This window comes from Arcobacter ellisii (assembly GCF_003544915.1).
Classification (GTDB): domain Bacteria; phylum Campylobacterota; class Campylobacteria; order Campylobacterales; family Arcobacteraceae; genus Aliarcobacter; species Aliarcobacter ellisii.
Map to the genome: position 1 here is coordinate 2,163,390 of NZ_CP032097.1, position 22,808 is coordinate 2,186,197.

20 protein-coding genes are annotated in these 22,808 nt (G+C 26.4%); 7 read left to right on the plus strand and 13 right to left on the minus strand.

The window, feature by feature from the left end; translation table 11 throughout:
- Positions 1–28 precede the first annotated feature (28 nt).
- Together AELL_RS10980 and AELL_RS10985 are read left to right on the plus strand one after the other, a co-directional pair.
- Positions 29–1,507 (plus strand): MBOAT family O-acyltransferase, encoded by a 1,479-nt coding sequence (locus AELL_RS10980; RefSeq protein ID WP_118917997.1) that lies wholly within the window; start codon positions 29–31, stop codon positions 1,505–1,507.
- Positions 1,508–1,516: 9 nt separating this feature from the next.
- Positions 1,517–2,560, plus strand: coding sequence for a hypothetical protein (locus AELL_RS10985; RefSeq protein ID WP_118917998.1), 1,044 nt, complete (start codon positions 1,517–1,519; stop codon positions 2,558–2,560).
- Positions 2,561–2,563: 3 nt separating this feature from the next.
- Here AELL_RS10985 and AELL_RS10990 read toward each other — a convergent pair whose 3' ends face one another.
- The 8 genes from AELL_RS10990 to gltB are packed head-to-tail and all read right to left on the minus strand — an operon-like array spanning position 2,564 to position 13,755.
- Positions 2,564–3,649, minus strand: coding sequence for a glycosyltransferase family 4 protein (locus AELL_RS10990; RefSeq protein ID WP_118917999.1), 1,086 nt, complete (start codon positions 3,647–3,649; stop codon positions 2,564–2,566).
- 3 nt (positions 3,650–3,652) lie between these two features.
- Entirely contained in the window at positions 3,653–4,531 is an 879-nt protein-coding gene (locus AELL_RS10995; RefSeq protein WP_118918000.1) for an ELM1/GtrOC1 family putative glycosyltransferase, read from the minus strand.
- Positions 4,506–5,414, minus strand: coding sequence for an LpxL/LpxP family acyltransferase (locus tag AELL_RS11000; RefSeq protein ID WP_192941194.1), 909 nt, complete (start codon positions 5,412–5,414; stop codon positions 4,506–4,508). The genes AELL_RS10995 and AELL_RS11000 overlap by 26 nt, the downstream gene beginning before the upstream one ends.
- Complete coding sequence (locus AELL_RS11005; RefSeq protein ID WP_118918002.1) at positions 5,414–6,883, minus strand: Ppx/GppA phosphatase family protein; 1,470 nt, start codon at positions 6,881–6,883, stop codon at positions 5,414–5,416. Before AELL_RS11005 ends, AELL_RS11000 begins: the two co-directional genes overlap by 1 nt.
- Positions 6,883–7,137 (minus strand): YfhL family 4Fe-4S dicluster ferredoxin, encoded by a 255-nt coding sequence (locus AELL_RS11010; protein ID WP_118918003.1) that lies wholly within the window; start codon positions 7,135–7,137, stop codon positions 6,883–6,885. The genes AELL_RS11005 and AELL_RS11010 overlap by 1 nt, the downstream gene beginning before the upstream one ends.
- Before the next feature lie 43 nt (positions 7,138–7,180).
- Entirely contained in the window at positions 7,181–7,933 is a 753-nt protein-coding gene (locus tag AELL_RS11015) for an inositol monophosphatase family protein (protein ID WP_118918004.1), read from the minus strand.
- Positions 7,934–7,937: 4 nt separating this feature from the next.
- Entirely contained in the window at positions 7,938–9,314 is a 1,377-nt protein-coding gene (locus AELL_RS11020; protein ID WP_118918005.1) for a glutamate synthase subunit beta, read from the minus strand.
- A 4-nt stretch (positions 9,315–9,318) separates the two neighbouring features.
- A complete protein-coding gene (gltB, locus tag AELL_RS11025; RefSeq protein ID WP_118918006.1) occupies positions 9,319–13,755 on the minus strand; it encodes a glutamate synthase large subunit in 4,437 nt (1,478 codons plus the stop codon).
- Positions 13,756–14,034: 279 nt separating this feature from the next.
- Between gltB and AELL_RS11030 the strand changes: the two genes are divergently transcribed.
- Genes AELL_RS11030 through AELL_RS11040 form a run of 3 tightly spaced genes read left to right on the plus strand, consistent with a single transcriptional unit; the run spans position 14,035 to position 16,867 of the window.
- Positions 14,035–15,027: a TRAP transporter substrate-binding protein gene (locus tag AELL_RS11030; protein WP_118918007.1), complete on the plus strand. Its 993-nt coding sequence runs from the start codon at positions 14,035–14,037 to the stop codon at positions 15,025–15,027.
- A gap of 12 nt (positions 15,028–15,039) precedes the next feature.
- Complete coding sequence (locus AELL_RS11035) at positions 15,040–15,585, plus strand: TRAP transporter small permease (protein ID WP_118918008.1); 546 nt, start codon at positions 15,040–15,042, stop codon at positions 15,583–15,585.
- Position 15,586: 1 nt separating this feature from the next.
- Complete coding sequence (locus tag AELL_RS11040; protein ID WP_118918009.1) at positions 15,587–16,867, plus strand: TRAP transporter large permease; 1,281 nt, start codon at positions 15,587–15,589, stop codon at positions 16,865–16,867.
- 29 nt (positions 16,868–16,896) lie between these two features.
- On the opposite strand, the gene AELL_RS11045 is transcribed toward AELL_RS11040, so the two are convergent.
- Both AELL_RS11045 and AELL_RS11050 read right to left on the minus strand, forming a co-directional pair.
- Positions 16,897–17,604 carry a glycerophosphodiester phosphodiesterase family protein gene (locus AELL_RS11045; protein WP_118918010.1) on the minus strand — a complete coding sequence of 236 codons (708 nt, stop codon included), beginning with the start codon at positions 17,602–17,604 and terminating at the stop codon, positions 16,897–16,899.
- Positions 17,591–19,180: a cache domain-containing protein gene (locus tag AELL_RS11050; RefSeq protein WP_118918011.1), complete on the minus strand. Its 1,590-nt coding sequence runs from the start codon at positions 19,178–19,180 to the stop codon at positions 17,591–17,593. The genes AELL_RS11045 and AELL_RS11050 overlap by 14 nt, the downstream gene beginning before the upstream one ends.
- 65 nt (positions 19,181–19,245) lie before the next feature.
- Between AELL_RS11050 and AELL_RS11055 the strand changes: the two genes are divergently transcribed.
- Positions 19,246–19,932: a response regulator transcription factor gene (locus AELL_RS11055; RefSeq protein ID WP_118918012.1), complete on the plus strand. Its 687-nt coding sequence runs from the start codon at positions 19,246–19,248 to the stop codon at positions 19,930–19,932.
- On the opposite strand, the gene AELL_RS11060 is transcribed toward AELL_RS11055, so the two are convergent.
- Positions 19,918–20,748, minus strand: a complete 831-nt coding sequence (locus AELL_RS11060; protein ID WP_118918013.1) for an EI24 domain-containing protein — start codon at positions 20,746–20,748, stop codon at positions 19,918–19,920. The genes AELL_RS11055 and AELL_RS11060 overlap by 15 nt on opposite strands.
- A gap of 1 nt (position 20,749) precedes the next feature.
- On the minus strand, positions 20,750–21,634 hold the full coding sequence (locus AELL_RS11065) for a radical SAM/SPASM domain-containing protein (RefSeq protein ID WP_118918014.1): 885 nt from the start codon (positions 21,632–21,634) through the stop codon (positions 20,750–20,752).
- 110 nt (positions 21,635–21,744) lie between these two features.
- Here AELL_RS11065 and AELL_RS11070 point away from each other — a divergent pair, with 110 nt between their 5' ends.
- Positions 21,745–22,068, plus strand: a complete 324-nt coding sequence (locus AELL_RS11070) for a hypothetical protein (protein ID WP_118918015.1) — start codon at positions 21,745–21,747, stop codon at positions 22,066–22,068.
- On the opposite strand, the gene AELL_RS11075 is transcribed toward AELL_RS11070, so the two are convergent.
- Positions 22,065–22,802, minus strand: a complete 738-nt coding sequence (locus AELL_RS11075; RefSeq protein WP_118918016.1) for a hypothetical protein — start codon at positions 22,800–22,802, stop codon at positions 22,065–22,067. The two genes, AELL_RS11070 and AELL_RS11075, sit on opposite strands and share 4 nt — an antisense overlap.
- Between the last annotated feature and the right edge of the window lie 6 nt (positions 22,803–22,808).

The following is a 22,808-nucleotide window of genomic DNA, read 5'->3' on the forward strand; positions in this document are numbered from 1 at the left end:
AATTTCCAAATTAAAAAAGGTTTATAATATGCTCTTCAACTCCTACGAATTTATCTTCGCATTTCTACCAATAACATTTTTCATTTATTTTTATCTAAATAGTAAAAGATTAACAATAGCCTCAAAAGGTTTTTTAGTTTTTGCTAGTTTGTTTTTTTATTCTTGGTGGAATATTGCTTATCTACCTTTGATTTTAATCTCTATGTTGTTTAATTACACTATTGGAAATAGTTTATCAAAGAATGATGGTGAAAATAGAAAAGGTTTAAAAAAAACCTTTTCAAATAAATCTATTTTAGTTTTTGGAATAGTTTGTAATGTTGCTTTATTAGCATATTATAAATATGCAGATTTTTTTATTGAAAATTTTAATTTAGTAACTTCTTCTAATGTAAATTTTTTGCATTTAGTTTTACCTTTGGCTATATCATTTTTTACCTTCCAACAAATAGCTTATTTAGTTGATAGTTATAGAGGTGAAACAAAAGAGTATGACTTTTTAAATTATGCTCTGTTTGTTACTTTTTTTCCACAATTAATAGCAGGTCCTATTGTTCATCATAAAGAGATGATGCCTCAATTTGCATCTTCTTGGAATATGGTAAAAAATTATAAAAATATAGCTCTTGGTTTGTTTATATTTTCAATTGGATTGTTTAAAAAAGTAGTAATTGCTGATACCTTTGCAGTTTGGGCAACAGCTGGCTTTGATACGGCAACAACTTTAAATCTTTTTGAAGCTTGGGCAACATCTCTAAGTTATACTTTTCAATTATATTTTGACTTTTCAGGTTATACAGATATGGCAATAGGAATAGCATTAATGTTTAATATCAAACTTCCTATTAACTTTAATTCTCCATATAAAGCAACAAATATCCAAGACTTCTGGAGAAGATGGCATATAACACTTTCAAGATTTTTAAGAGATTATATTTATATTCCTCTTGGTGGAAATAAAATCTCAAGTTTTAGAACATACTCAAATCTACTAGCTACTTTTGTAATAGGTGGACTTTGGCATGGAGCTGGATGGACATTTGTATTTTGGGGATTTTTGCATGGAATGGCATTAATTATTCATAGAATTTGGTCAAACCTAGGCTTTAAAATGAATACAATTTTAGCTTGGTTTATAACATTTAACTTTGTAAATGTGGCATGGATGTTTTTTAGAGCTAAAGAGTGGGATGATGCTATTAAGGTTTTAAAGGGAATGGTTGGTTTATCTGGAGTTGTTTTAGCTGAAAAATATAATACAATTTTTTCTTTTTTAAATAATTATGGAATTATTTTTGATAAAGTAACAGGAAATATTGGAGATGGAAGTAAAAGTTTAATTTGGATTGGTTTTGGAATATTTTTTATTTTGTTTTTTAAAAATTCTACAGAAAAATCAAAAGAATTTGCTATAAATAATAAATCTTTATTTCTTACTCTTATTTATTTCTTAAGTTCAATTTTGTCTCTTAATCAAGTTTCAGAATTTTTATATTTTAATTTTTAAGGTAATAAAATGAAAACAAAAAGATGGATTAATTTATTTATTATATTTTCCTTTTTAGTAATGTTATTGACTATAAGTATTAATTATATAATAGACCCTCTTTGGACTTTTTCTCATTCTAATAAATTTAATAATGTACAAGATGGCTTTGATGAAAGACAGCAAAAAAGTAATTTTATTTTTAATAATGGATTAAAAAATTTTGATGGAATTCTTTTAGGAAGTAGTAGAACAACATTTATTAATCAAAACAGCTTTAAAAATATGAGAATTTATAATTATTCATTTAATGCAATGAAACCTAATGAATATAAAGACTATATAAATTTTGCAAAAAAATGTAAAGGTAAAGATTTTAAATATATTATTATAGGTTTAGATTTTTTTGGAACAAATCTTTTAAGTGAAGTAAAAATAAAAGAGCCTAATTATTATATAAGTAAAACTCAAAATTTATTTTATAAATATAAAATGTTATTATCTTTTTCAACTTTAAAAAAATCTTTAAAAAATATCAGAAATTCTTTATTTGATGAGAAACTATTTTATGATAGAAATAATATAAAATATCAATCTGTAGTAAGTGAAAATGAAAGAATAAAAAAGTTTTCAATGAACATGATATCTCAACCTTCAAATTTTGATGATTCAAAATATATTTATAATAATGAATATATAAATATTTTAAAAGAATTAAAAAATGAGAATCCAAATACAAAATTTATAATTTTTACTTCAGCCATTACTTCTGATTTATTAATTTCTATTTTAGAAGATAAAAAAAGGATTAATGAATATGAAAGATGGTTAAAAGAAACTCTGGAAGTATTTGGAGAAATAAATCATTTTATGACAATCAATTCCATTACAAAAAATTTAAATAATTATCCAGATGCGGATCATGCTTACCCAAATATTGTTAGTCTTATTGCCCAAAAGATATCCGAAACAAACAGTGAAGACATACCAAAAGATTTTGGGATTTTACTCACAAAATCAAATATAGATAATTTTTTAGAAAATCTAAAAATTGAGATAAATAACTATAAATAATTTTTATATAAACTTAGAATAAACTTTTAAAGTTTTATTTACCATGTTTTCCAAAGAAAAATTAGAAGCTATATAATTATATCCATCAAAACTTAGATTTCTTGATTTTAAAATCTCACTTGCTAACTCTTTTTCATCTCCCACTTCAAAGAAAAAGCCATTTTCATTTTCTATAATTATATCTTTTACTCCACCATGATTTGTAGCAATTACAGGTTTATTCATACAAATGGCTTCTGCAACTGCACGTCCAAAACTTTCTGGTTTTTTTGAACTACTAATTACCACATTACTTAAAGCATAAATTTGCTCGATTTTATTTTGGCTTCCTGTAAAAATGATATTTTCTTCTAAATTTAATTCTTTTATTAAGTTTTTCAAAGAGTTTAAATAATCCTCTTTATCAATTCTAACCCCACCAACAATTAAACCTACAATATTTGGAATCTCTTTTTTTACTAGCATTATAGCTTTTATAAAAGTCTCATAATCTTTTAGTTGCGTAACTCTTCCAACACTTGAAACTACAAATTTATCTTCTAAATTAAACTCTTTTTTAAAATTTTCTATAAAAGTTTCATCAATATTTTTTGGATTAAAAAGTTCTAAATCAATTCCTCTTGGAATTACTGCAATTTTATTTTCATTCGTTTGATAATGTTTTTGAATGTACTCTTTTATACTATTACTCACACAAATTACAGCATCTGCTTTTTGCATGATTGAGCTATAAAATCCAACACTATTAAAACCATGAACAGTACTAACTACTTTTATTTTTAGGCTTTTATTTGCGAAATAAACAAGCCAAGCAGGAACACGACTACGTACATGAATAATATCAGGTTTTATCTCTTTTAATATTTTTTTTAAACCATTCACTCTTGAAATAACTGTAAAAATATTTTTACTACAAACATCAAATTTTATAAAAGTTCCACCATCAAGATTTATTTGTTTTTCTAGTTTTCCACCAGCACTTATTACAAAAGAGTCTATTCCTTTTTTTACAAATTCACGATTTAGTTCTACAACTCCTCTTTCTACTCCACCCTCATTTAACTCAGGTAATAATTGAACAACTCTCATATATTATATTTTAACTTTTTTTAATAATTTTGCAAAATTAATTTTTTCATTATCCATATCTTCAATTATATTTACCAATCTATGGAATTTTGTATTCTCTTTTTTTGAATCTAAATCTATAATATTAATTTTTGCATCACTATTTGCTCTTACTTCACTTAACATTGAAGTTGAATCTGTTGTAATAAAAAACTCATCACAAACTGCAATAAAATCACCAATTGGATTTATATTTGGTTCTTTTGAATAAATAAGTTTATAATCAAATTTATATTTATCAACTAAATTTTCAATCAATTTAGAAGTTCTTCTTGAAGTCGTAACATATTTTAAATAATCAGGATATTTTTCAAATATATAATCTAACTCATCTTTGATTAATTCATATTCCATATTAAATACATCATTATCTCCACCAATAATTACAGCTAAAGATTTTTTATTTTCAACTTTTTTTACATAACCTTTTTCTTTAGGATAAGAAAGATTTAAAGGAAGAGTCAAAATATTATCTAATCTTACAGGATTATCGTGTTCTTGAGCGATTATATAATAAAAGTTTTTGAATTTATAAGATTTTGGAAGCATTAAAGCAATTGATTTTTTATTATATTTTTGACCTATAAATTTGTTAAAATAATAAGTTCCTGAACCAGTACTAACAACTGCATCATAAAAATCAAAATAATACTTTTTATAATCATCAAATAAAAAATCTGTAAAAAAATCAAATCTATCAAAAAGATATGATAAGGCTTTATGAAATTTAGATTTAAACTTTACTTCTAAAATATCATAACTTACATCTTTAATTTTACAAAAAGCTATTGATTGATTTAAGTGTCCTGGCTTACCATCACTTATTATTAAAATTCTTTTCATATATCTCTCTATAATGACTTTTAAATCTTTTATGTGGCCAGAACCACTGTTTTTTATCTTCTTTTATTATAGCAGATATTGCATTAGCTTCTAATTGAGAAATAATTTTTATATCATTTTTCTCATCATCTGTTTTAACTGGAATTATTGGTTCATAAATTTTTATTTTATATGTGTAATTTTCTTGATTAAAAATTGCAAGAGGAACAATATAAGCATCAAATTTTCTAGCTAGTGAAGCACTTGAAGCTGATTGATATGCTTTTTTACCTAAAAATTCAACCTCTTCTCCATCTCTTGCATTTATATTTTGGTCAATAATCAAAGAGATAGCCTCTTTTTTCATCATTGCTTTTACAAGTTTTTTTAATGCCCCATCTCTAAAAACAATTTTACTTCCTGATGCTTCCCTTGCTTTTACAATAAACTCATCAATTTCACTAAAATTTGATTCTCTGGCTACTTGATGTAAAGGTATTACAAATTTATTTATATAACAACTCAACATCTCCATATTTCCAAAATGTGCAGAAATTAAAATAATTGGTTTATTCTCTTTTTTTAAATTTAAAAGAATCTCTTCATTTTCAATTTTAACTGTTTTTTTTAACTCTTCATCACTTACATCTAAATTTTCTATTAAAGATTGAACCCATAAAATCATATTAAAATATGAATATTTTTGAATACTTTTTATTTCATCATTTGATAAAGAGTTATTAAAAACAAATATTAAATTTGTTTCTATAATTTTATTTGTATTTTTTGCAAACAAGTAACCACAAGTTGCAATAAATCTAAAAAAAGCTCTTCTTATTGATTTTGGAAGTTTTCTTAAAATAAAAACAACTACCAAAAAAAGTCTATAAACTACTTTTTTCATCATAAAATCTTTATTTCTAAATTCTCAGGAGTTTCAAGTTTATCAATATTTGATTCAATCAAAAATGATTTGTTTGGTAGATTTATTTCTAAAAGATTATCTTTTAAACTATATTCAACATTTGGTCTTGAAAAATCTTGATTTACTGCAATATTTAATGAAATCATAAATGACATCCATTGCATAACTCTCAATGATGGTAATAAATCCTCATATTTTGAAATATCACTTTTTGTTGGAAGCGATTTTTTTGAGAATTTTATAGTATGAGCAACAACCATTCTTGAAGTATGTAAAAAATCATAATTTAAACCATTTAAAATAAAATCAAAAGCATTATCATTTGATTTATAAAAATTCAGTGTTGAACCAATAGAATGAAGTTTTGAAGAAATTACAAGTAAACTTCTAGATTTTTCATCTAAATTATGAAGTGGTTTTAAAACATCAAATATCTTTTTTGCATTATTACCTAAATATGCACTTTGTTTATCATCAATTTCAAATCTATCAAGTAAACTTCTAACACTTACATTGAAGTTTTCAGGGAATTTATGATTTGAATTTCTCAATAAATCAGTTAAATAAACACCTTCTCTAACACCAACTCCTGAAGTTACAACTTTTTCTATCTTTAATTCATCTAAAATTGTTTTAAAGATAAATGCACCCTCTTTTATGGTATCAAATCTATCTTTTTTTACCCCAAAAGATTTTAAATCATCATTATCTTTTGCTCTTGAAATTCTATCAAATAAAGAGATTTCATTTTTTACATCATAAGTAAAGCCATGTAAAATATCTAATGGATACTGATTTTTAACCATTACAATTTTTGATAATGCTCTAATACTTCCACCAATTCCTACAACTTTTTGAGGAATTTCAATATCTAAATCAAAAATCTTTTTTAAATTATCAAATATATAATTTTTTGCACCTTCGATATTATTTTTATTAAAATAAAGCTCTTTTATTCTTACAGTTCCAATATTTAATGAAATTGATTTTTCAATTTTTCCATTTCTAACAAATGAAAATTCCGTTGAACCACCACCAATATCAACTGTTACAAATGTATCATCATGTAATAAATTTGAAGCTGCAACTCCACCAAAATATGCCTCTTTTTCTCCATCAATTACTTTAATATTTAGACCTAATTCATTTCTTACTCTGTTGATAAAAACTTTTGAATTTGGAGCATCTCTTAAAGCAGATGTAGCAACACATATAATTTTTCTTGATTTTAATGCATTTGATATATTTAAAAAAGATTTTAAAGATTCATAAGCTCTTTGCATTGGAATATCCTGAAGATTACCATCATTTTCATAACAACCTTCAGATATTTTCACCCTACTTTTAGTCTCATTTATTAGACTAAATGCAAATCTACTACTCTTTTGTAAGACAACCATTCGCATTGAGTTTGAACCAATGTCGATGATTGTAGTCACTTTAGACATTAATTATCTTCTTCCATTAGTTGTTCATATTTGAACTTTAACTCTTCCATTGTCTCTTCATTATCTGGATCAATAATAATACAGTCAACAGGACAAACTTCAACACATTGTGGTTCTTCATAATGACCAACACACTCTGTACATCTATCTGGATCAATTACATAAATTGGATCACCCTCTTCAATAGCATAATTTGGGCACTCTTCTCTACATGCATCACATGCAATACATTCATCAGTAATCATTAAAGACATATAATTTCTTCCTATTGTAATTTAATTGTCTTGGAGTTATAACCTAAAATTCTTTAATAATTTCTTTAAGTAAGTTATATCTTTCTTTATTTTTTGTTATAAATAAATATTCATTTGTTTTATAAATATATAAATCTTTACAAATATATAATGCAGCTGCAATATCAAATTCTCTTAAATTTCCACCATATAAAACAAATTCATAATTAAAGGCATTACTTAAACTAAGTGCAACTGCTCCTAAAGTTCTAAATTTTATATGATTTGATGTAAGTTTTTCACAAATTTTTGGATAATTATAAGCTCTTTCAAAAATTGATATTTTATTTTTTGGAACTTCAATTATATTTTTGTATTCCATTTTTTCTAAAGAAAAAAATTTAATATCATTTTCAAAGGCTCTATAAGTAATAATTCCAGAGATTAAATTTGTAACAAATCCAGCAATTGTTTCATTGTTTTTTTGTAAAGCAATTGAAGTACCAAAATATGGTAAATTTGAATAAAAATTATTACTTCCATCAAGTGGGTCAATCACAATTGTAAACTCTTTATCATTTGATAATAATCCTGACTCTTCAGAATAGATATTCCCAAATTTTTCAAGATGTTTTATAAAGATATTTTCAGCAGTTAAATCCATATTTAAACAATTGTCTCCACCAAAACCGATTTGATTTGTATATTGGAAATCATTTAAAGATAGATTGTTATTTATGTAAGTATATAATTCTTTATTTGCAAGCTTTACAGCCTCTATAAAAGAATTTTTATATAAGGCTGTAATATTTTTCATTTTATTATGCTAAATCTCTTATGATAGCTTTTGCAGCTTCTCTTCCATCAACTGCAGCAGTTACAGCTAAGTGAGCACCTCTTCTACAATCTCCACCAGCATAAACTTTTTTATTTGAAGTTTTGAAATTAGAATCAATTACAATTCCACCCCAAGAGTTAGTTTCAACATTTAATTCTTTTAAAAATGCTGGAACTTCTGGAGAGAAACCAAGTGCTAAAATCACAACATCAGCTTCTTCAAGATATTCACTACCTTCATTTATTACAACTTTTTGTCTTCCTGAAGAATCTGGTTCACTCATTGAAGTTTCAAGTAATTCAACTGCAACAGCAGAGTTATTTTCTACTTTGATAGATTTAGGTGCAACATTAAATACAAATTCAACACCCTCTTCTTTAGCATTAACAACCTCTTTTTTAGATCCAGGCATATTTTTTTCATCTCTTCTATAAAGACATTTTACAGTTTCCGCACCTTCTCTAACAGATGTTCTAACACAGTCCATTGCAGTATCTCCACCACCAATAACAACAACTCTTTTATCTTTAACATCAATGTAATCTACATTTTTACTTCCAAGATTTCTTTTTTGAATTCCTGTTAAAAAATCAATTGCAAAATATACATTAGATGCATTTTCACCATCAATTTTAACTTTGTTACTTGCTGTTGCACCAATTCCTAAATAAATTGCATCAAAATCTTTTTCTAAATCAGAAATTGATTTATCTTTTCCAATCTCGCAATTTGTATGTAATTTCATTCCTGCTTCAAGTAACCAGTTAATTCTTCTATCAACTGTTGTTTTATCAAGTTTAAATCCTGGAATTCCATACATTAAAAGTCCACCAGCTCTATCTGCTCTTTCAAACATTTCAACTTCAAAACCACGTCTAAGTAAAAAAGTTGCAGCTGAAATTCCAGAAGGTCCAGAACCAATAACGGCTACTCTTTTTCCATTTTTCTTAGTTGTAAACTGAGGTTTTAAACCATTTTCAAAAGCATTTTCTGAAATATATGTTTCAATAGCACCAATTGAAATTGCACCATGTCCAGTATTTAAAGAACATGCACCTTCACATAATACATCTTGAGGACAAATTCTTCCTAAAATTTCTGGGAAAGGAGATGTTTCATTTGATAAAGCAAATGCCATATCTGGATTTTTTGTTGCTGTTTGTTTTAACCAAGCAGGAATATAATTTCCTAATGGACAACCAGTATGACAATATGGGTCACCACATTGCATACATCTATCAGCTTGTTCTGTTGCTCTTTGTTTAGTAAATACTTGATAAACTTCATCAAAGTCTTTCAATCTTTGAAGAACATCTCTTTTTTCAGGATTTACTCTTTCAAATTTTGTAAAATTTAACATTCTATTAATCTCCCTTGTCCGGATCCAGTGGTAACACTGTCATATTTTTTGGTTTTACCATCCAGAAATTTCTAATTTCTGCTCTAAAGTTTTGCAATATATATTCAGCTATTTCACTTTGTGTTTCGTGTAAATAATCTAATAATAATCTTTTTAAATATAATCTTTCTCTTTCAGTATCATCTGTATCAACTCTAACTGGTTCAATTAACTCTTGATTCATTTTATCAACAAAAGTTTTTTCTGGGTCATAAACAAATGCTAAACCACCTGTCATACCTGCTCCAAAATTAATACCAGTATTTCCTAAAATTACAGCAATACCACCAGTCATATATTCGCATGGATTATCACCAGTTCCTTCAACAACTGTAATAGCTCCAGAGTTTCTTACTCCAAATCTCTCACCAACTGCTGCTCTAACATATAGTTTTCCACCAGTTGCTCCATATAAACAAGTATTACCAGCACCTGCGAAACTTGGACCTTGATGTGCTGGATTAATGATGATTTTTCCACCATTCATACCTTTTCCAACATAATCATTAGCTGCACCTTCAAGATGTAAATTCATACCTTTTGATAAGAATGCACCAAAAGATTGACCAGCAATTCCTTTTAAATTAATTGTAATAGAATTTTCAGGAAGTCCTTTATCTCCATAGAATCTTGCAATTTCTCCAGAAATTAATGCACCAAAACTTCTATTTAAGTTAGATATTTCAGCACTTACTTTTACAGGTGAGCTTGGATTTTCAATAGTTCTGTGAACTTTTTTCAATAACTCTTTTTCAAATTTATTATCATCAAAAGGAGCATTTGTCTCTTTTTGACAAGTATCAATTCCATCAACTCTTCTTAAGATATTTTGGAAATCAAATTTTTGTGCAAATTTGTCATCAATAACTTTTAATAAATCAGATCTTCCAACAATTTCTTCAATTGTTTTATAACCTAAACTTGCAAGAATATTTCTTACATCTTCAGCTATAAATGTGAAGTAAGAAATTAATCTTTCAACAGTTCCAGTGAAGTGGTCTCTTAATGTTTCATCTTGAGTTGCAACCCCAACTGAACATTTATTTGTATGACAAATTCTTAAAATTTTACATCCAAGTAATGTTAATGAAGCTGTTCCAAATGCATAAGATTCAGCACCAAGCATTGCAGCTTTTACAACATCAAGACCAGTTTTTAATCCACCATCTGTTTGAACGTGAACAAACTCTCTTAAATGGTTTGCTTTTAAAGCATTATGTGCTTCAGAAAGTCCCATTTCCCATGGATTTCCTGCATGTTTAATTGATGTTAAAGGAGCAGCTCCTGTTCCACCATCTCCACCAGAGATAATGATTTTATCTGCATAAGCTTTTGCAACCCCAGCAGCAATTGTTCCAACACCAATTGAAGATACAAGTTTTACTGTGATTTTAGCTAATGGATTAATTTGTTTTAAGTCAAAAATTAATTGAGCCAAATCTTCAATTGAATAAATATCATGGTGTGGTGGTGGTGAAATTAAAGTAACACCTGGAACTGTATGTCTTAATGTTGCAATAAGACCAGTAACTTTATGTCCTGGTAATTGTCCACCCTCACCTGGTTTTGCACCTTGAGCTACTTTGATTTGTAGCTCTTCTGCACTTCTTAAATATGCAGGTGTAACCCCAAATCTTCCTGATGCAACTTGTTTGATTTTAGAATTTCTAATAGTTCCAAATCTTTTTGAATCTTCTCCACCCTCACCTGAGTTAGACATACCACCAATTGTATTCATTGCTGTTGCCATTGCTTCGTGAGCTTCAGGAGAGATAGAACCTAATGACATAGCAGCCGTTGCAAATCTTTTGAAGATATCTTCTTTTGATTCAACTTCATTAATATCTATAGGTTTTCTATCTGAATTAAATTCTAAGAAGTCTCTAATAAACTTTTTATCTCTATTTTTTACTAACTCTCTTAATCCTTCAAAATCAGTAATATCTTCTTTTGAAGAAGCATGTTTATTGTGCATAGCTTTTGTTGTAGCTGGACCATAATCATGGTATTCACCACCATTTGAATATTTATAGAATCCACCTAAATCAAGAGGAAAAACTGTATTCTCTTCTTTAAATGCATTATGATGAGCTTTATTAATTCTTTCTTCTATATCACTATAAGTTAAACCTGCTAATTCACTATGAGCACCTGTAAAACAGTCATTAATAATCTCATCACTTAATCCAATAATATCAAATAATCCAGAATTTCTGTACGAAGCAATTGTACAGATTCCCATTTTTGACATAATTTTTAATAAACCTGCATTAACTGATTTTTGAGTATTTTTTAAATATTTTTGCATTTCATATTTTGTTGGTTTTTCTCTTTGGAAAAATGCAACAGTTGATGCATACATCATATATGGATAAATTGCTGTAACACCAAATGCAATTAAAACAGCTGCCATATGTGGATCATAAACTTCTCCAGTAATTGAAACAATAGAAGCTTTATGTCTAATTCCCTCTTTTAATAATTTTTGATTTACGTAACCAACTGCCATAGCTGCAGGAATTACTTTTTCATTTTCATTAACAGATCTATCATCTAAAATAATTACAGATACACCATCTTCTTTAACAGCCTTAACAACATAAGAAGCTAAAGTTTCTAATGATGCTTTTAAATCTGATTTAAAAGTTGTAGAGAAAATTCTATTTTTATAATATTCTTCATATCTTGGTGATTTTTCATCTCCAAAAGAGTAAAGAACATCATATTTTTCTTTCATTAAAATTGGACTTGTTACTTTTAATCTTCTTGCATATTCTGGTTTTTCATCTAAAATATTATGAATTTTACCAAAACCAGTTTCAAGTGACATCACCACTTTTTCTCTATAAGGGTCAATTGGTGGGTTTGTAACTTGTGCAAATTTTTGTCTAAAGAAATCAGTAAAATTTCTATTTACATTTGAAAAACATGCTAATGGAGTATCATCTCCCATAGAACCAACTGGTTCTTTCCCATCTTTTGCCATTGGTTCAATTACTTGGTCTAATACTTCATATGTTACATTAAAGAATTTTTGTTTTTTCTCTAAATTTTCTAATTTATAGTCTTTAACATTTAAGAATGTATCTTCAATATATTCTTGAACATAATCCATATCATCATTTAACCATTTTGAATAGTGTTGTGATGATTTTAAATAGTTGTTAATATCATCTTCTTTTAAGATTTTCCCGTGTTTAAGGTCAAGGGCAATCATTTGTCCTGATTGTAATCTTCCTCTTTCAAGAATATTATCATCTTCAATTTTTAATGTTCCATACTCAGATGTAATATATAATTTATCATCTTTTGTGATAACATATTTAGAAGGTCTTAATCCATTTCTATCAATTAAACAACCAATATGTCTTCCATCTGTTAATGAAACAGCAGCAGGTCCATCCCAAGCTTCCATTGCAGTTGATGTATATTCATAAAAAGCTCTTAAGTTTGAGTCCATGTGCGGAGCATTTTGCCAAGGAGCAGGTACTAATGCACGTGCAGCTTTGAAAAAGTCAACACCATTTGCTAATAAAAATTCAAACATATTATCTAAAGATGTAGAATCTGAACCAACATTTTGTAAAATTGGTAATAATCTTTTCATCTCTTCTTCAGAAAAAATTTCTGATTTTAATTGTTCTGATTTTACTTCAACATTAAATCTATTTGCTTCAACAGAATTTATCTCTCCATTATGAGCAATTGCTCTAAAAGGTTGTGCTAATCTCCATAAAGGAAGAGTATTTGTTGAAAATCTTTGATGAAATAATGAAAAAGAGATTTTAAAATCTTCATCCCTTAAATCAATATAAAAATGTTTAATGTGCGTAGGCATAATTAGCCCTTTATACGCGATAACCTTTGACGAAAATGTAGGAATATAAAAATCTTTCTTCTCTATTAATTTATGCTCACACTCTTTTCTTGTTAAGTAAAGCATCGCATCAAATCTTTTTGATGACATTAAAGTATTTGGTGTAACAAATACTTGAATAATATTTGGTAAGCTTTCTAAAGCTTGTTGACCTAAAGCGTCTGTATCAACAGGTACAGTTCTTGTTAAGATAACTTTTAAATCATTCTTTTCACAATACTCTTTAAATGTATCAATATCTTCTAAATCTTTTGCAAAAATCATTGCTACTGCATAGATTTCTGGTAAATCAACACCTTTTTGTGTCGCTATTTTTCTCATGAAAGAATCTGGCATTGATAATAATAAACCTGAACCATCTCCAGTTTTACCATCAGCTGCCACTGCACCTCTATGCATCATTCTTTCAAGTGAAGTAATTGCATCTTCTAAATTTTTATGACTTGGTCGATTTTTCATATCAGCTACTAAACCAAACCCACAATTATCTTTAAAAGATGTTAGTAAGTCTAAATTGCACCCCATCATTTTCCTTTATATATTAATCTTTTATATTCCGTAGTAAAGTTGGATAATAATATACTATAAATTAGTTTAAACGTAGTTAAATACACAGAATATTGAATTTCTTCAATCTAACATTATACATTATAATAAAGTGTAAATTTGTTAACAACCTATATAAAATATATACAGAAAATATTTTTAAAAAAATTTATTTACAATTTTGTACATATTTATACATAATAGTTACATAACTTTTAACTATAATTTTTTATATCAAAAATTAAGGAGAGCAAAGATATGAAAAAATTAGTTTTAGGAACAATTGCGGCAGCAATGTTATCAACTTCAGGATTAGCAGCAGACTATACAATGAAAGTAAGTCACGTTGTAAGTGCTAGTACACCAAAAGGAAAAGCAGCAGACTTTTTTGAAAAAAGAGTTGAAGAATTAACAGGTGGAAAAATTGATGTTCAAGTATTCCCAAATTCTCAATTATATGGTGATGGTGAAGAGATGAAAGCACTTGTTATGAACAATGTGCAATTAATTATGCCAAGTTTATCAAAATTTACAAGTATTGCACCACAAATGCAATTATTTGACTTACCTTTTATTTTTAGAGATAAAGCACACCTTTATAATGTAATGGACGGTGAAGTTGGTAAAACTTTAAAATCATTCGTTGATGAGAAAAAACAAATGATGGCAATGGATTATTGGGATGCAGGATTTAAACACTTCTCAAGTAGTAAACAACCAATTGTAACTCCAGAAGATGCAAAAGGTTTAAAATTTAGAATTCAAAGTTCAAAAGTTTTAGAAGCACAATTTAAAGCTGTTGGAGGAAACCCACAAGTTTTACCATTCTCTGAAGTTTATTCAGCATTACAACAAGGTGTTGTAGATGGAACTGAAAATCCATTATCAAATTTCTATACAAAAAAATTCCACGAAGTACAATCTAATCTTACTTTAAGTAACCATGGGTATTTAGGTTACCTTGTTGTTATGAATAGCAAATTCTGGGATAAATTACCAAAAGATTTACAAGCAAATGTTGCTCAAGCTATGAAAGAAGCAACTGAATTAGAAAGAAAAGAGTCAGCAGTTGAAGATGCAAAAATCATGGAAGAGTTAACTAAATACTCAAAAGAGACTGGTAAACTTCAAATTGTAGAATTAACACCTGAGCAAAAAGAACAATGGAAAAAAGCTATGTCAGTTGTTTATCCACAATTCTATGATGTAATAGGTGAAGATTTAATCAAAAAAGCAATTGATACAAAATAATAAAGTTTGAATATGAAAAAATTTTTTGAAATTATCGACATAATTGTAGGTACTATCAACCAAACAATGGCAGTTTTCGGACTGTCATTGGGGGTTTTACTTGCATTTATCAACGTTATATTAAGATATGCTTTTGACATGAGTATTACATGGGCAGCAGAACTTACTAATTATCTTTTTATTTGGTCAGCACTTTTTGGTGCAGCATATGGATTTAAACAAGGAGCTCATATTTCTGTATCTTTAGTTATTGAGAAATTTCCTCCTGTTATTACAAAATTCTTTTTGATTTTTGCAAATTTTATTTCAATTGCATATCTTGCTTTAATATCTTATTTCGGATATGAACTAATACTTATGTTAATGGATTTTGGAGAAATGAGTGTTGATTTAGGTATTCCATTATGGATTCCACATTTAGTACTTCCTATAGCATTTGCACTAGCTGCATATAGAACTGCAGAAAAATTAGTTGAAATTTATAGAACAGATTCAAATGATATTCAACTATTTAACGAACATGAAGCAGTAATAAACGAAATAAAAGGAGAAAAATAATATGGTTATTGCAACACTATTTATCTTACTTTTTGCACTTATGCTATTAGGAGTACCTGTTGCTGTTGCATTAGGAACAACAACATTATTAACTTCATTTTTCTTTACAGATATGGATTTAATGGGAATTCCATCTAAGATTTTTGATGGTTTAAATAAATATACACTTATGGCTATTCCAATGTTTATCCTAGCTGGTTCTTTATTATCAAGAGGATCATCAGCACATAGAATAATTGAATTTGCAAAGAGTTTAGTAGGACATCTTCCTGGTGGACTTCCAATTGCTGCAATTCTTGCATCAATAATTTTTGCAGCTGTAAGTGGAAGTTCTCCTGCAACTGTTGCTGCTATTGGTTCTGTTATGTATGGAGCAATAAAACAAGCAGGATATAATGAACAATTTGCAATTGGAACAATTGCAACATCTGGAACATTAGGTATTTTAATTCCACCATCAATTGTTTTTATCGTTTTTGGGGTAACAGCTGATCAATCTATTGGAAAACTATTTATGGCTGGGGTTATTCCTGGACTTATGATTGGTGCTATGATGATGATTGCAACTTATTTCTTAGCTAAAAGAAGTGGTTTCAAAGCTGGAAAAAGAGCATCATTTAAAGAACAATTTACAGCATTTAAAAATGCATTTTGGGCATTATTAATCATTGTTATTGTTATTGGTGGAATTTATGGAGGTATATTTACTCCAACAGAAGCTGGTGCATTCAGTGTTATGTATGCTTTCTTTGTTTCATTCTTTATTTATAGAGATACTAAATTTAAAGATTTATATAAAATCATTTTAGATTCAGCACAAACAAGTTCAATGATTTTCTTTATCATTGCAAATGCTATGCTTTTTGCTCATTTCTTAACAGATGAGCAAATTCCTCAGCATATTACTGAGATGATTATTGAAGCAAACATGGGACCTTTAATGTTCTTATTAATTGTAAATATTTTACTTTTATTAATGGGACAATTTATGGAACCAAGTTCAGTGGTTATGATTACAGTTCCATTGTTATTACCAATTGGTATGGCTTTAGGAATTGACCCTATTCATCTTGGTGTTATTATGGTTGTAAATATGGAAATTGGTATGATTACCCCACCAGTTGGGCTTAATCTATTTGTTGCTAGTGGAATAACAGGACTTAGTCTAAAACAAGTAATTGTTGCTTCTTTACCAATGACAACTATATTACTGATTGGTTTATTACTAGTTACATATATCCCAGAAATTTCATTGTGGTTACCACGTTTAATGTATGGATAAAAAAGAGAGAGATTTTAATCTCCTCTTTTTTAAATTATAAAATTCTCAAAAATAACTGCTGAAACTCTATTTTCTATCTTTTTAAAACTTTTTTCATTTTTTATTGTCCAAACTACAACTTCTAAATTTCTTTTTTTACAAAAATTAAAAATCGAACTATCTATTAATTTATCTTCCAAAGAGACAAAACTTGGTTTAGTTTTAAAATATCTATATAAAAAAAGTATAGTTTCATATTTTTTTACTCTTTTAGGAACACTTTCAAAAATCAAACCTCTATTTTTATTTGAACTATTTTTTTTCAACCAAACTAAAATATCTTTTTCAAAGGAGCATAAAAAATAGTTCCCCTCATATTTTTCTAATTTTTTCATCAAAATATTTTCCAATAAACCAATATTTTGATGTTTTTTTATCTCTATAATTAAAGGTATTTCTCCTTTTATCAAATTTAACAAATCATCAAATAAAGGTATTTTTTCTTCTGTTTCATATAATTTCAATTCATTCAAAAAAGAGAATTCAAGCTCTTCAATTTTCTCTTTTTTACCACATAATCTTTTTAAATCATCATCATGAAAAACTACTATTTGATTATCTTTTGTAATATTAATATCAAACTCTATTGCATAATTTTTTTCTATTGCTTTTTTAAAAGCCAATAAAGAGTTTTCAGGAACTACTCTGTTTTTATGTAAACCACGGTGAGCTATTAATTTATTTTTAAACAAACTCATAATTTATATCTTTTATTGAACTATCTTTTGGGACAAAAATAGCAAATTTTGCCCCCTCTTTTGTGTTTCTAACTCTTAATTTACCTTTCATATTTTTATCAACAATAATTTTTGACATATAAAGCCCTATTCCTGTTCCATCACTTTCTGATTTTGTTGTAAAATATGGCTCAAAAATTTTTCCTTTTGGTTCAACTAAAACTCCACCACCATTATCTTCAACATATAAAACTACATAAGTATCCTCTTCATAAGCACTTATTTTTATAGTTGGATTTTTAATATTTTTTTCTATTAACACATCTTTTGCATTATTAATAATATTTAATAAAACTTGTTGATATTCATTTAGATATGTTTTTAAAACAATATTTTTATCAACATTTATTTCTATATTTATATTATAATTTTTTAATGTACTTGAAATAATATTCATAACAAGTTCAATAACTTTATATAAATAAAACTCCTCTTTCTCTTTTTTTGGCATAAAAAAGTTTCTAAAATCATCAATAGTCCTAGACATATATTCCAAAACTTTATCAGCTTCCAAAGATTTTTGTTCCATTGTTTTTTCATCAAGTGCATTAATACTATATTTGAACTTTATAAACATCAATATTGAAGAGAGTTCACTTAAAGGTTGTCGCCATTGATGAGCAATATTTGAAATCATCTCTCCAAGTGCTATAAATTTTGATTTTTGAACCAAAAGCTGTTCTTTTTCCCTATTTTTTTCTATCTCATTTTTTACTTTTTCTTCTAAAGATTGATTTAACTCTTCTAATTCTTTTGCATTTGATAAAACTTTATTTTCATAGTTTTTAAGAACTTCATCGATTTTTTGAGATATAAAAATAGAGATTAAAATTGCAATAGATAAAAACATAATAAACAAAACAACATTTTGAACTATTTGATTTTTTACTCGTTTTTTAAACTCTTTTGTTTTTGCTGCTAGTTCATTTTCCATATCATCTGTATAAACACCAACAGCAATAATCCAGTTCCATTTTTCGTAATATTTAAAATATGAGATTTTTTGTTTTATCTCTTTTGTATCTGGTTTTTTATATGAATATTTTGTAAATGATTCACCTTTTTGTCGTATATCTCTTAAAAAATCTTCCCTGAATTTTTTACCATCAGAATCAGTATAATTTGTAGAGATATAAGTTCCAACTAAATCAAGTCTATTTGGATTTACAATTAATTTTGCAAAATCATCTCCACCTTGCATATTTTTTACTTCATAAACAAAAAAATAATTACTTGTATTTTCTTCAAAAGTGATGTTATTAAAAAGTCGAATTGCATCCATTTTTTGTTCTTCATCATCTAAATCAGACTTAACAATATTGTAATTTAAAATATCAATAACCGTATTTATCTCTTTTTTTAAGGTATTTTTTTTATCTGCATAATACTCTTCTTGGAATTTTTCCATCTCAACATCAAAATCACTATAAGTATTTTTCACATAAAAATATGACATTGCAAAAACCATTGTGGACATAATTACAATAAATGTAAAAATAATAATTTTTGATAAATTTTTTTCAGTAACTAATCCCAATTTTAAACCTTCTTAACCTAATTTTGCTATGATAACATAATTATTATAATAAGGATTTTTAGAATATGCAAAATGATTTTATAAATAAACTTAATGCCTTTACAGTTTTATACGCAGAAGATGAAGATGGAATTAGAAATAATATTCAAGAGATTCTTCAACATCTATTTAAGGAAGTTTATAGTGCAAAAAATGCTAGTGAAGCATATATGAAATATCTTGAAACTAATCCTGATTTAATTATAACTGATATAAAAATGGGAAATGAAACAGGTATTGATTTAGTTAAAAAAATCAGAAAATCAGATTCTAAAACAAGAATTATTATTACCTCAGCATTTACAGATTTAGAATATTTACTTCAAGCAACAGAACTTCATTTGATTAAATATATAGTAAAACCAATAACTCAAGATAAATTAATGGAAGCATTAGAAGCTTTTGTAAATAGTTATGATAACTCAAAAATTTATAATCTAATTCCTAACTGGATTTTTGATTACAGTAAAGCCATTGTTTCAAATGGAAAAGAGGAGTTTACTTTAACAAAAAAGGAAAATACCTTCTTAAAGTTACTTATTAGTAAAAATAGAATTATCACTTATGAAGAATTAGAAACGAATATTTGGGATGAAGATTCTGTTATGACTTCAAATGCTATGAGACTTTTTATAAAAAACTTTAGAAAAAAACTTCCTAAAGATTTTTTAAAAAATGTTCAAGGAGTTGGATATAAGTTAGTTAGAGATTAACTTTATATCTTCTTGTTCTTGATTTTTTTCCTCTTGTTTATTAGGATTTTTCTCCAATTTATCCAATTGTATAAAATATGAATGTCCTAAATAAATTATAAAATAAACTGCACTAAATAAAGTTGCAAAAGGAATCATAGAAATAAGATATAAAAATAAAGTTCTAAGTCTAAAACTATTTGCTTCTTTTTTATAAATCTCTTTGTATTGTTCTTTTGTTAAAATTGTTGAACTAACATCAAAATTTAAAAGCTTATGAAAAAAATAATAAAGTGGTAAAGCAAAAGCAATAATATTTAAAACTGGCACAAAATAAACAGGAATTAGAATCAAAAATAGTAAAACCATCATAGATAAACTTTTAAATAGTTCCCATAATGATGAAAATAGTGTTCCATATCCATTTAATTCCAAATGTGAATAATATCTTTTATGCAAAATTCCCAAAATCATTGGTGTTAAAAAACCTATAATTATAATTGATAAAATAACTGAAGCTTGTAAAATCAAAACTGTTCCAATAGTATAAAGTAAAAATCCAGCCAGCCAAGATGTAACTGAATATTTAAACAAAAAAACTATTAAATAAGTAAACCAAACAAAATAAAAAGGAGCATTTTCATCAATAACAACTTCTTGTCCATTTTGTGAAGCTTGTGCTATTTCTTGAAGATTTGTTATGCCAAAATCTGCTGCTGCAAAAAACATAGAGTATAAAATTAGCATTGTAATAAATAGAGGTATTAATGCAATTTTTAACATTGAACTTGTAAAAAAATCTTTTACGCTTTTAAATATTATTTCTATTTCATTCATATTAATTTTCCTTTTTATCAAATCTTGTTCGATATTCACACTTTTGACAAAGTTCTTCAACTAAAATGTTTTTTTTAAATCCATTTTGAATATCTTTTACACGTTTTGAGTTTAATATATCGTCAATTTGTGTATTGTTTGTATTCCCTAGATTTATAACTGCATTTTGGTCTAAACAACAAGGAATAACATCACCATTTGTTAAAATCCCAAAATGTGAATCTAAACCATAACAAAAACCTTTTGTTGAAACTATTTCATTATTTAAAGATGGCCAGTTAAAATATTCATCAAAATTAAAAAATATTTTTCTATCTATTCTTATATTTTTAGGTCTTTGTTTATAAACTTCTTCTATATTTATATCTGTATTAAATGCTTCATTTATTTTATTAAAAACTTTTGTATTAAACTCTTTTGCACTTTTTTCTTCATCCAAATTCCAAATTCTAAAATTTATAAAATATTCATGTTTTCTACTTTGAGCAAACTTTACAAAATTTATAATTGGTTCTAAATATTCATCTAAACTCTTTTTATGAGAATTTGCATTATATGAATTTATTGAAAAATTTATTTGCTTAATTGTAGGATTTAAAAGTGTTTCATAATGTTTTTCATTTATATTATTTGCTGTTGTTGTAATATTTACTTTTAATCCATGTTTTAAACTAATGTTTAGATATTCATTTAAATTTGATAAAACAAGTGGGTCACCAACAACATGATAAGCTAACTCTTTTGTATATGGTTTTAATTGAGAATTTAAACTATCAAAGTGTTCTAAACTCATTATTCCATTTGGTAAGGTTTTTGGAGGACAAAATGTACACTTTAAATTACAGATATTTGTTATTTCAATATGTACTTTTTTAAATTTTTTAATAACTTTTTCCTTATTTTAATTTCCAAATTGTACCGAATAGTTATTAAAAATAATCAATTACTAAATTGAGTTTAACTATAATCTATCTCACTATTAATAAAGGTAAAAACATGGAAATGATTTTAAATGAAAATGATTTAGTAGTTGGTGCTAGATTTGAAAATGGAACTATTCAAGATTATGTTGATGATAACAAAACATATGGATTGATTAGAATAGAAGATTCTACGGCAAATTGGTTCTTATTTAACAAAGAAGAGAGTGAAGAAGATTTACAAAAACTTTACAAAAAAGTTTTAAAAGAAGAACATTTTATAGAAGATGATTTTGGTGAAGAGATAGTTGTTTTTAATAAAATTGGAGATAAACCATTTGAAGCATTCATCGAAAAAATTGATGAATACCTTGGTGATGAAATGGGAAATTTAATCTAATTATCAATAAATAACTTTTTATAAATAATGTCAAAGTTTTGAACAGGAATAAGATTAAAATCACTTTCCTTTTCATTTGACCAAAATAGATATTTATTTCTAAATTTATTGTGGCTGCTTATAAAAAATATGTTAAAAGCAGTTGCTATTACATTTTTTGTCTGTTTATCAATAACTTTGTATTGATATTTTCCATAAATTTTTGGTAAATATGTATCAACTAAAGTTTTTGTCACTTCATATCTTGGATTTTGTTCTTCAATTTTTATATTTTCATTAGTATAAGAGTTTAGATAAATTCTTTGTGTATTATAAATATATCTATTAAATTTATAAGCATAAGTTGAAATATCTATAAACTTTTCAACATAATCTTTATGAAGATTTTTTATCTCATTTATTTCAGCTTCAGTGATATTTGTTGAGTATTTTAAAGGATAAATATATACTCCAATCATTGATAAACTATCTATTTTCAAGTTCTCATTTTTAATTGGTTTTGAATATATTTTTGAATCCATTTGAGTTAGTTCATAAAAGTTTTTTATACTATATTTTATAAAAATATCATAATACGCAAAACTTAAAAGCGTAAGCAATAAAATAAAAAACACAATTACACTTTTTAAAATTTTTGATAAGATAAAACTTATAAAAAAACAAAAAGAGATAAAAGACAAATTTGACAAAATAAATAAAATATTTTCAGGAACAACTAACTCAAAAGATGGCATCTATCT

What these genes read in the sequence shown, in the direction of transcription:
- AELL_RS11005 (WP_118918002.1), bottom strand. Translation starts at nt 6,883, where the DNA reads ATGTCTAAAGTGACTACAATCATCGACATTGGTTCAAACTCAATGCGA.
- AELL_RS11000 (WP_192941194.1), bottom strand. Translation starts at nt 5,414, where the DNA reads ATGAAAAAAGTAGTTTATAGACTTTTTTTGGTAGTTGTTTTTATTTTA.
- AELL_RS10995 (WP_118918000.1), bottom strand. Translation starts at nt 4,531, where the DNA reads ATGAAAAGAATTTTAATAATAAGTGATGGTAAGCCAGGACACTTAAAT.
- AELL_RS10985 (WP_118917998.1), top strand. Translation starts at nt 1,517, where the DNA reads ATGAAAACAAAAAGATGGATTAATTTATTTATTATATTTTCCTTTTTA.
- gltB (WP_118918006.1), bottom strand. Translation starts at nt 13,755, where the DNA reads ATGGGGTGCAATTTAGACTTACTAACATCTTTTAAAGATAATTGTGGG.
- AELL_RS11020 (WP_118918005.1), bottom strand. Translation starts at nt 9,314, where the DNA reads ATGTTAAATTTTACAAAATTTGAAAGAGTAAATCCTGAAAAAAGAGAT.
- AELL_RS11035 (WP_118918008.1), top strand. Translation starts at nt 15,040, where the DNA reads ATGAAAAAATTTTTTGAAATTATCGACATAATTGTAGGTACTATCAAC.
- AELL_RS11015 (WP_118918004.1), bottom strand. Translation starts at nt 7,933, where the DNA reads ATGAAAAATATTACAGCCTTATATAAAAATTCTTTTATAGAGGCTGTA.
- AELL_RS10980 (WP_118917997.1), top strand. Translation starts at nt 29, where the DNA reads ATGCTCTTCAACTCCTACGAATTTATCTTCGCATTTCTACCAATAACA.
- AELL_RS11075 (WP_118918016.1), bottom strand. Translation starts at nt 22,802, where the DNA reads ATGCCATCTTTTGAGTTAGTTGTTCCTGAAAATATTTTATTTATTTTG.
- AELL_RS11070 (WP_118918015.1), top strand. Translation starts at nt 21,745, where the DNA reads ATGGAAATGATTTTAAATGAAAATGATTTAGTAGTTGGTGCTAGATTT.
- AELL_RS11030 (WP_118918007.1), top strand. Translation starts at nt 14,035, where the DNA reads ATGAAAAAATTAGTTTTAGGAACAATTGCGGCAGCAATGTTATCAACT.
- AELL_RS11055 (WP_118918012.1), top strand. Translation starts at nt 19,246, where the DNA reads ATGCAAAATGATTTTATAAATAAACTTAATGCCTTTACAGTTTTATAC.
- AELL_RS10990 (WP_118917999.1), bottom strand. Translation starts at nt 3,649, where the DNA reads ATGAGAGTTGTTCAATTATTACCTGAGTTAAATGAGGGTGGAGTAGAA.
- AELL_RS11045 (WP_118918010.1), bottom strand. Translation starts at nt 17,604, where the DNA reads ATGAGTTTGTTTAAAAATAAATTAATAGCTCACCGTGGTTTACATAAA.
- AELL_RS11060 (WP_118918013.1), bottom strand. Translation starts at nt 20,748, where the DNA reads ATGAATGAAATAGAAATAATATTTAAAAGCGTAAAAGATTTTTTTACA.
- AELL_RS11040 (WP_118918009.1), top strand. Translation starts at nt 15,587, where the DNA reads ATGGTTATTGCAACACTATTTATCTTACTTTTTGCACTTATGCTATTA.
- AELL_RS11010 (WP_118918003.1), bottom strand. Translation starts at nt 7,137, where the DNA reads ATGTCTTTAATGATTACTGATGAATGTATTGCATGTGATGCATGTAGA.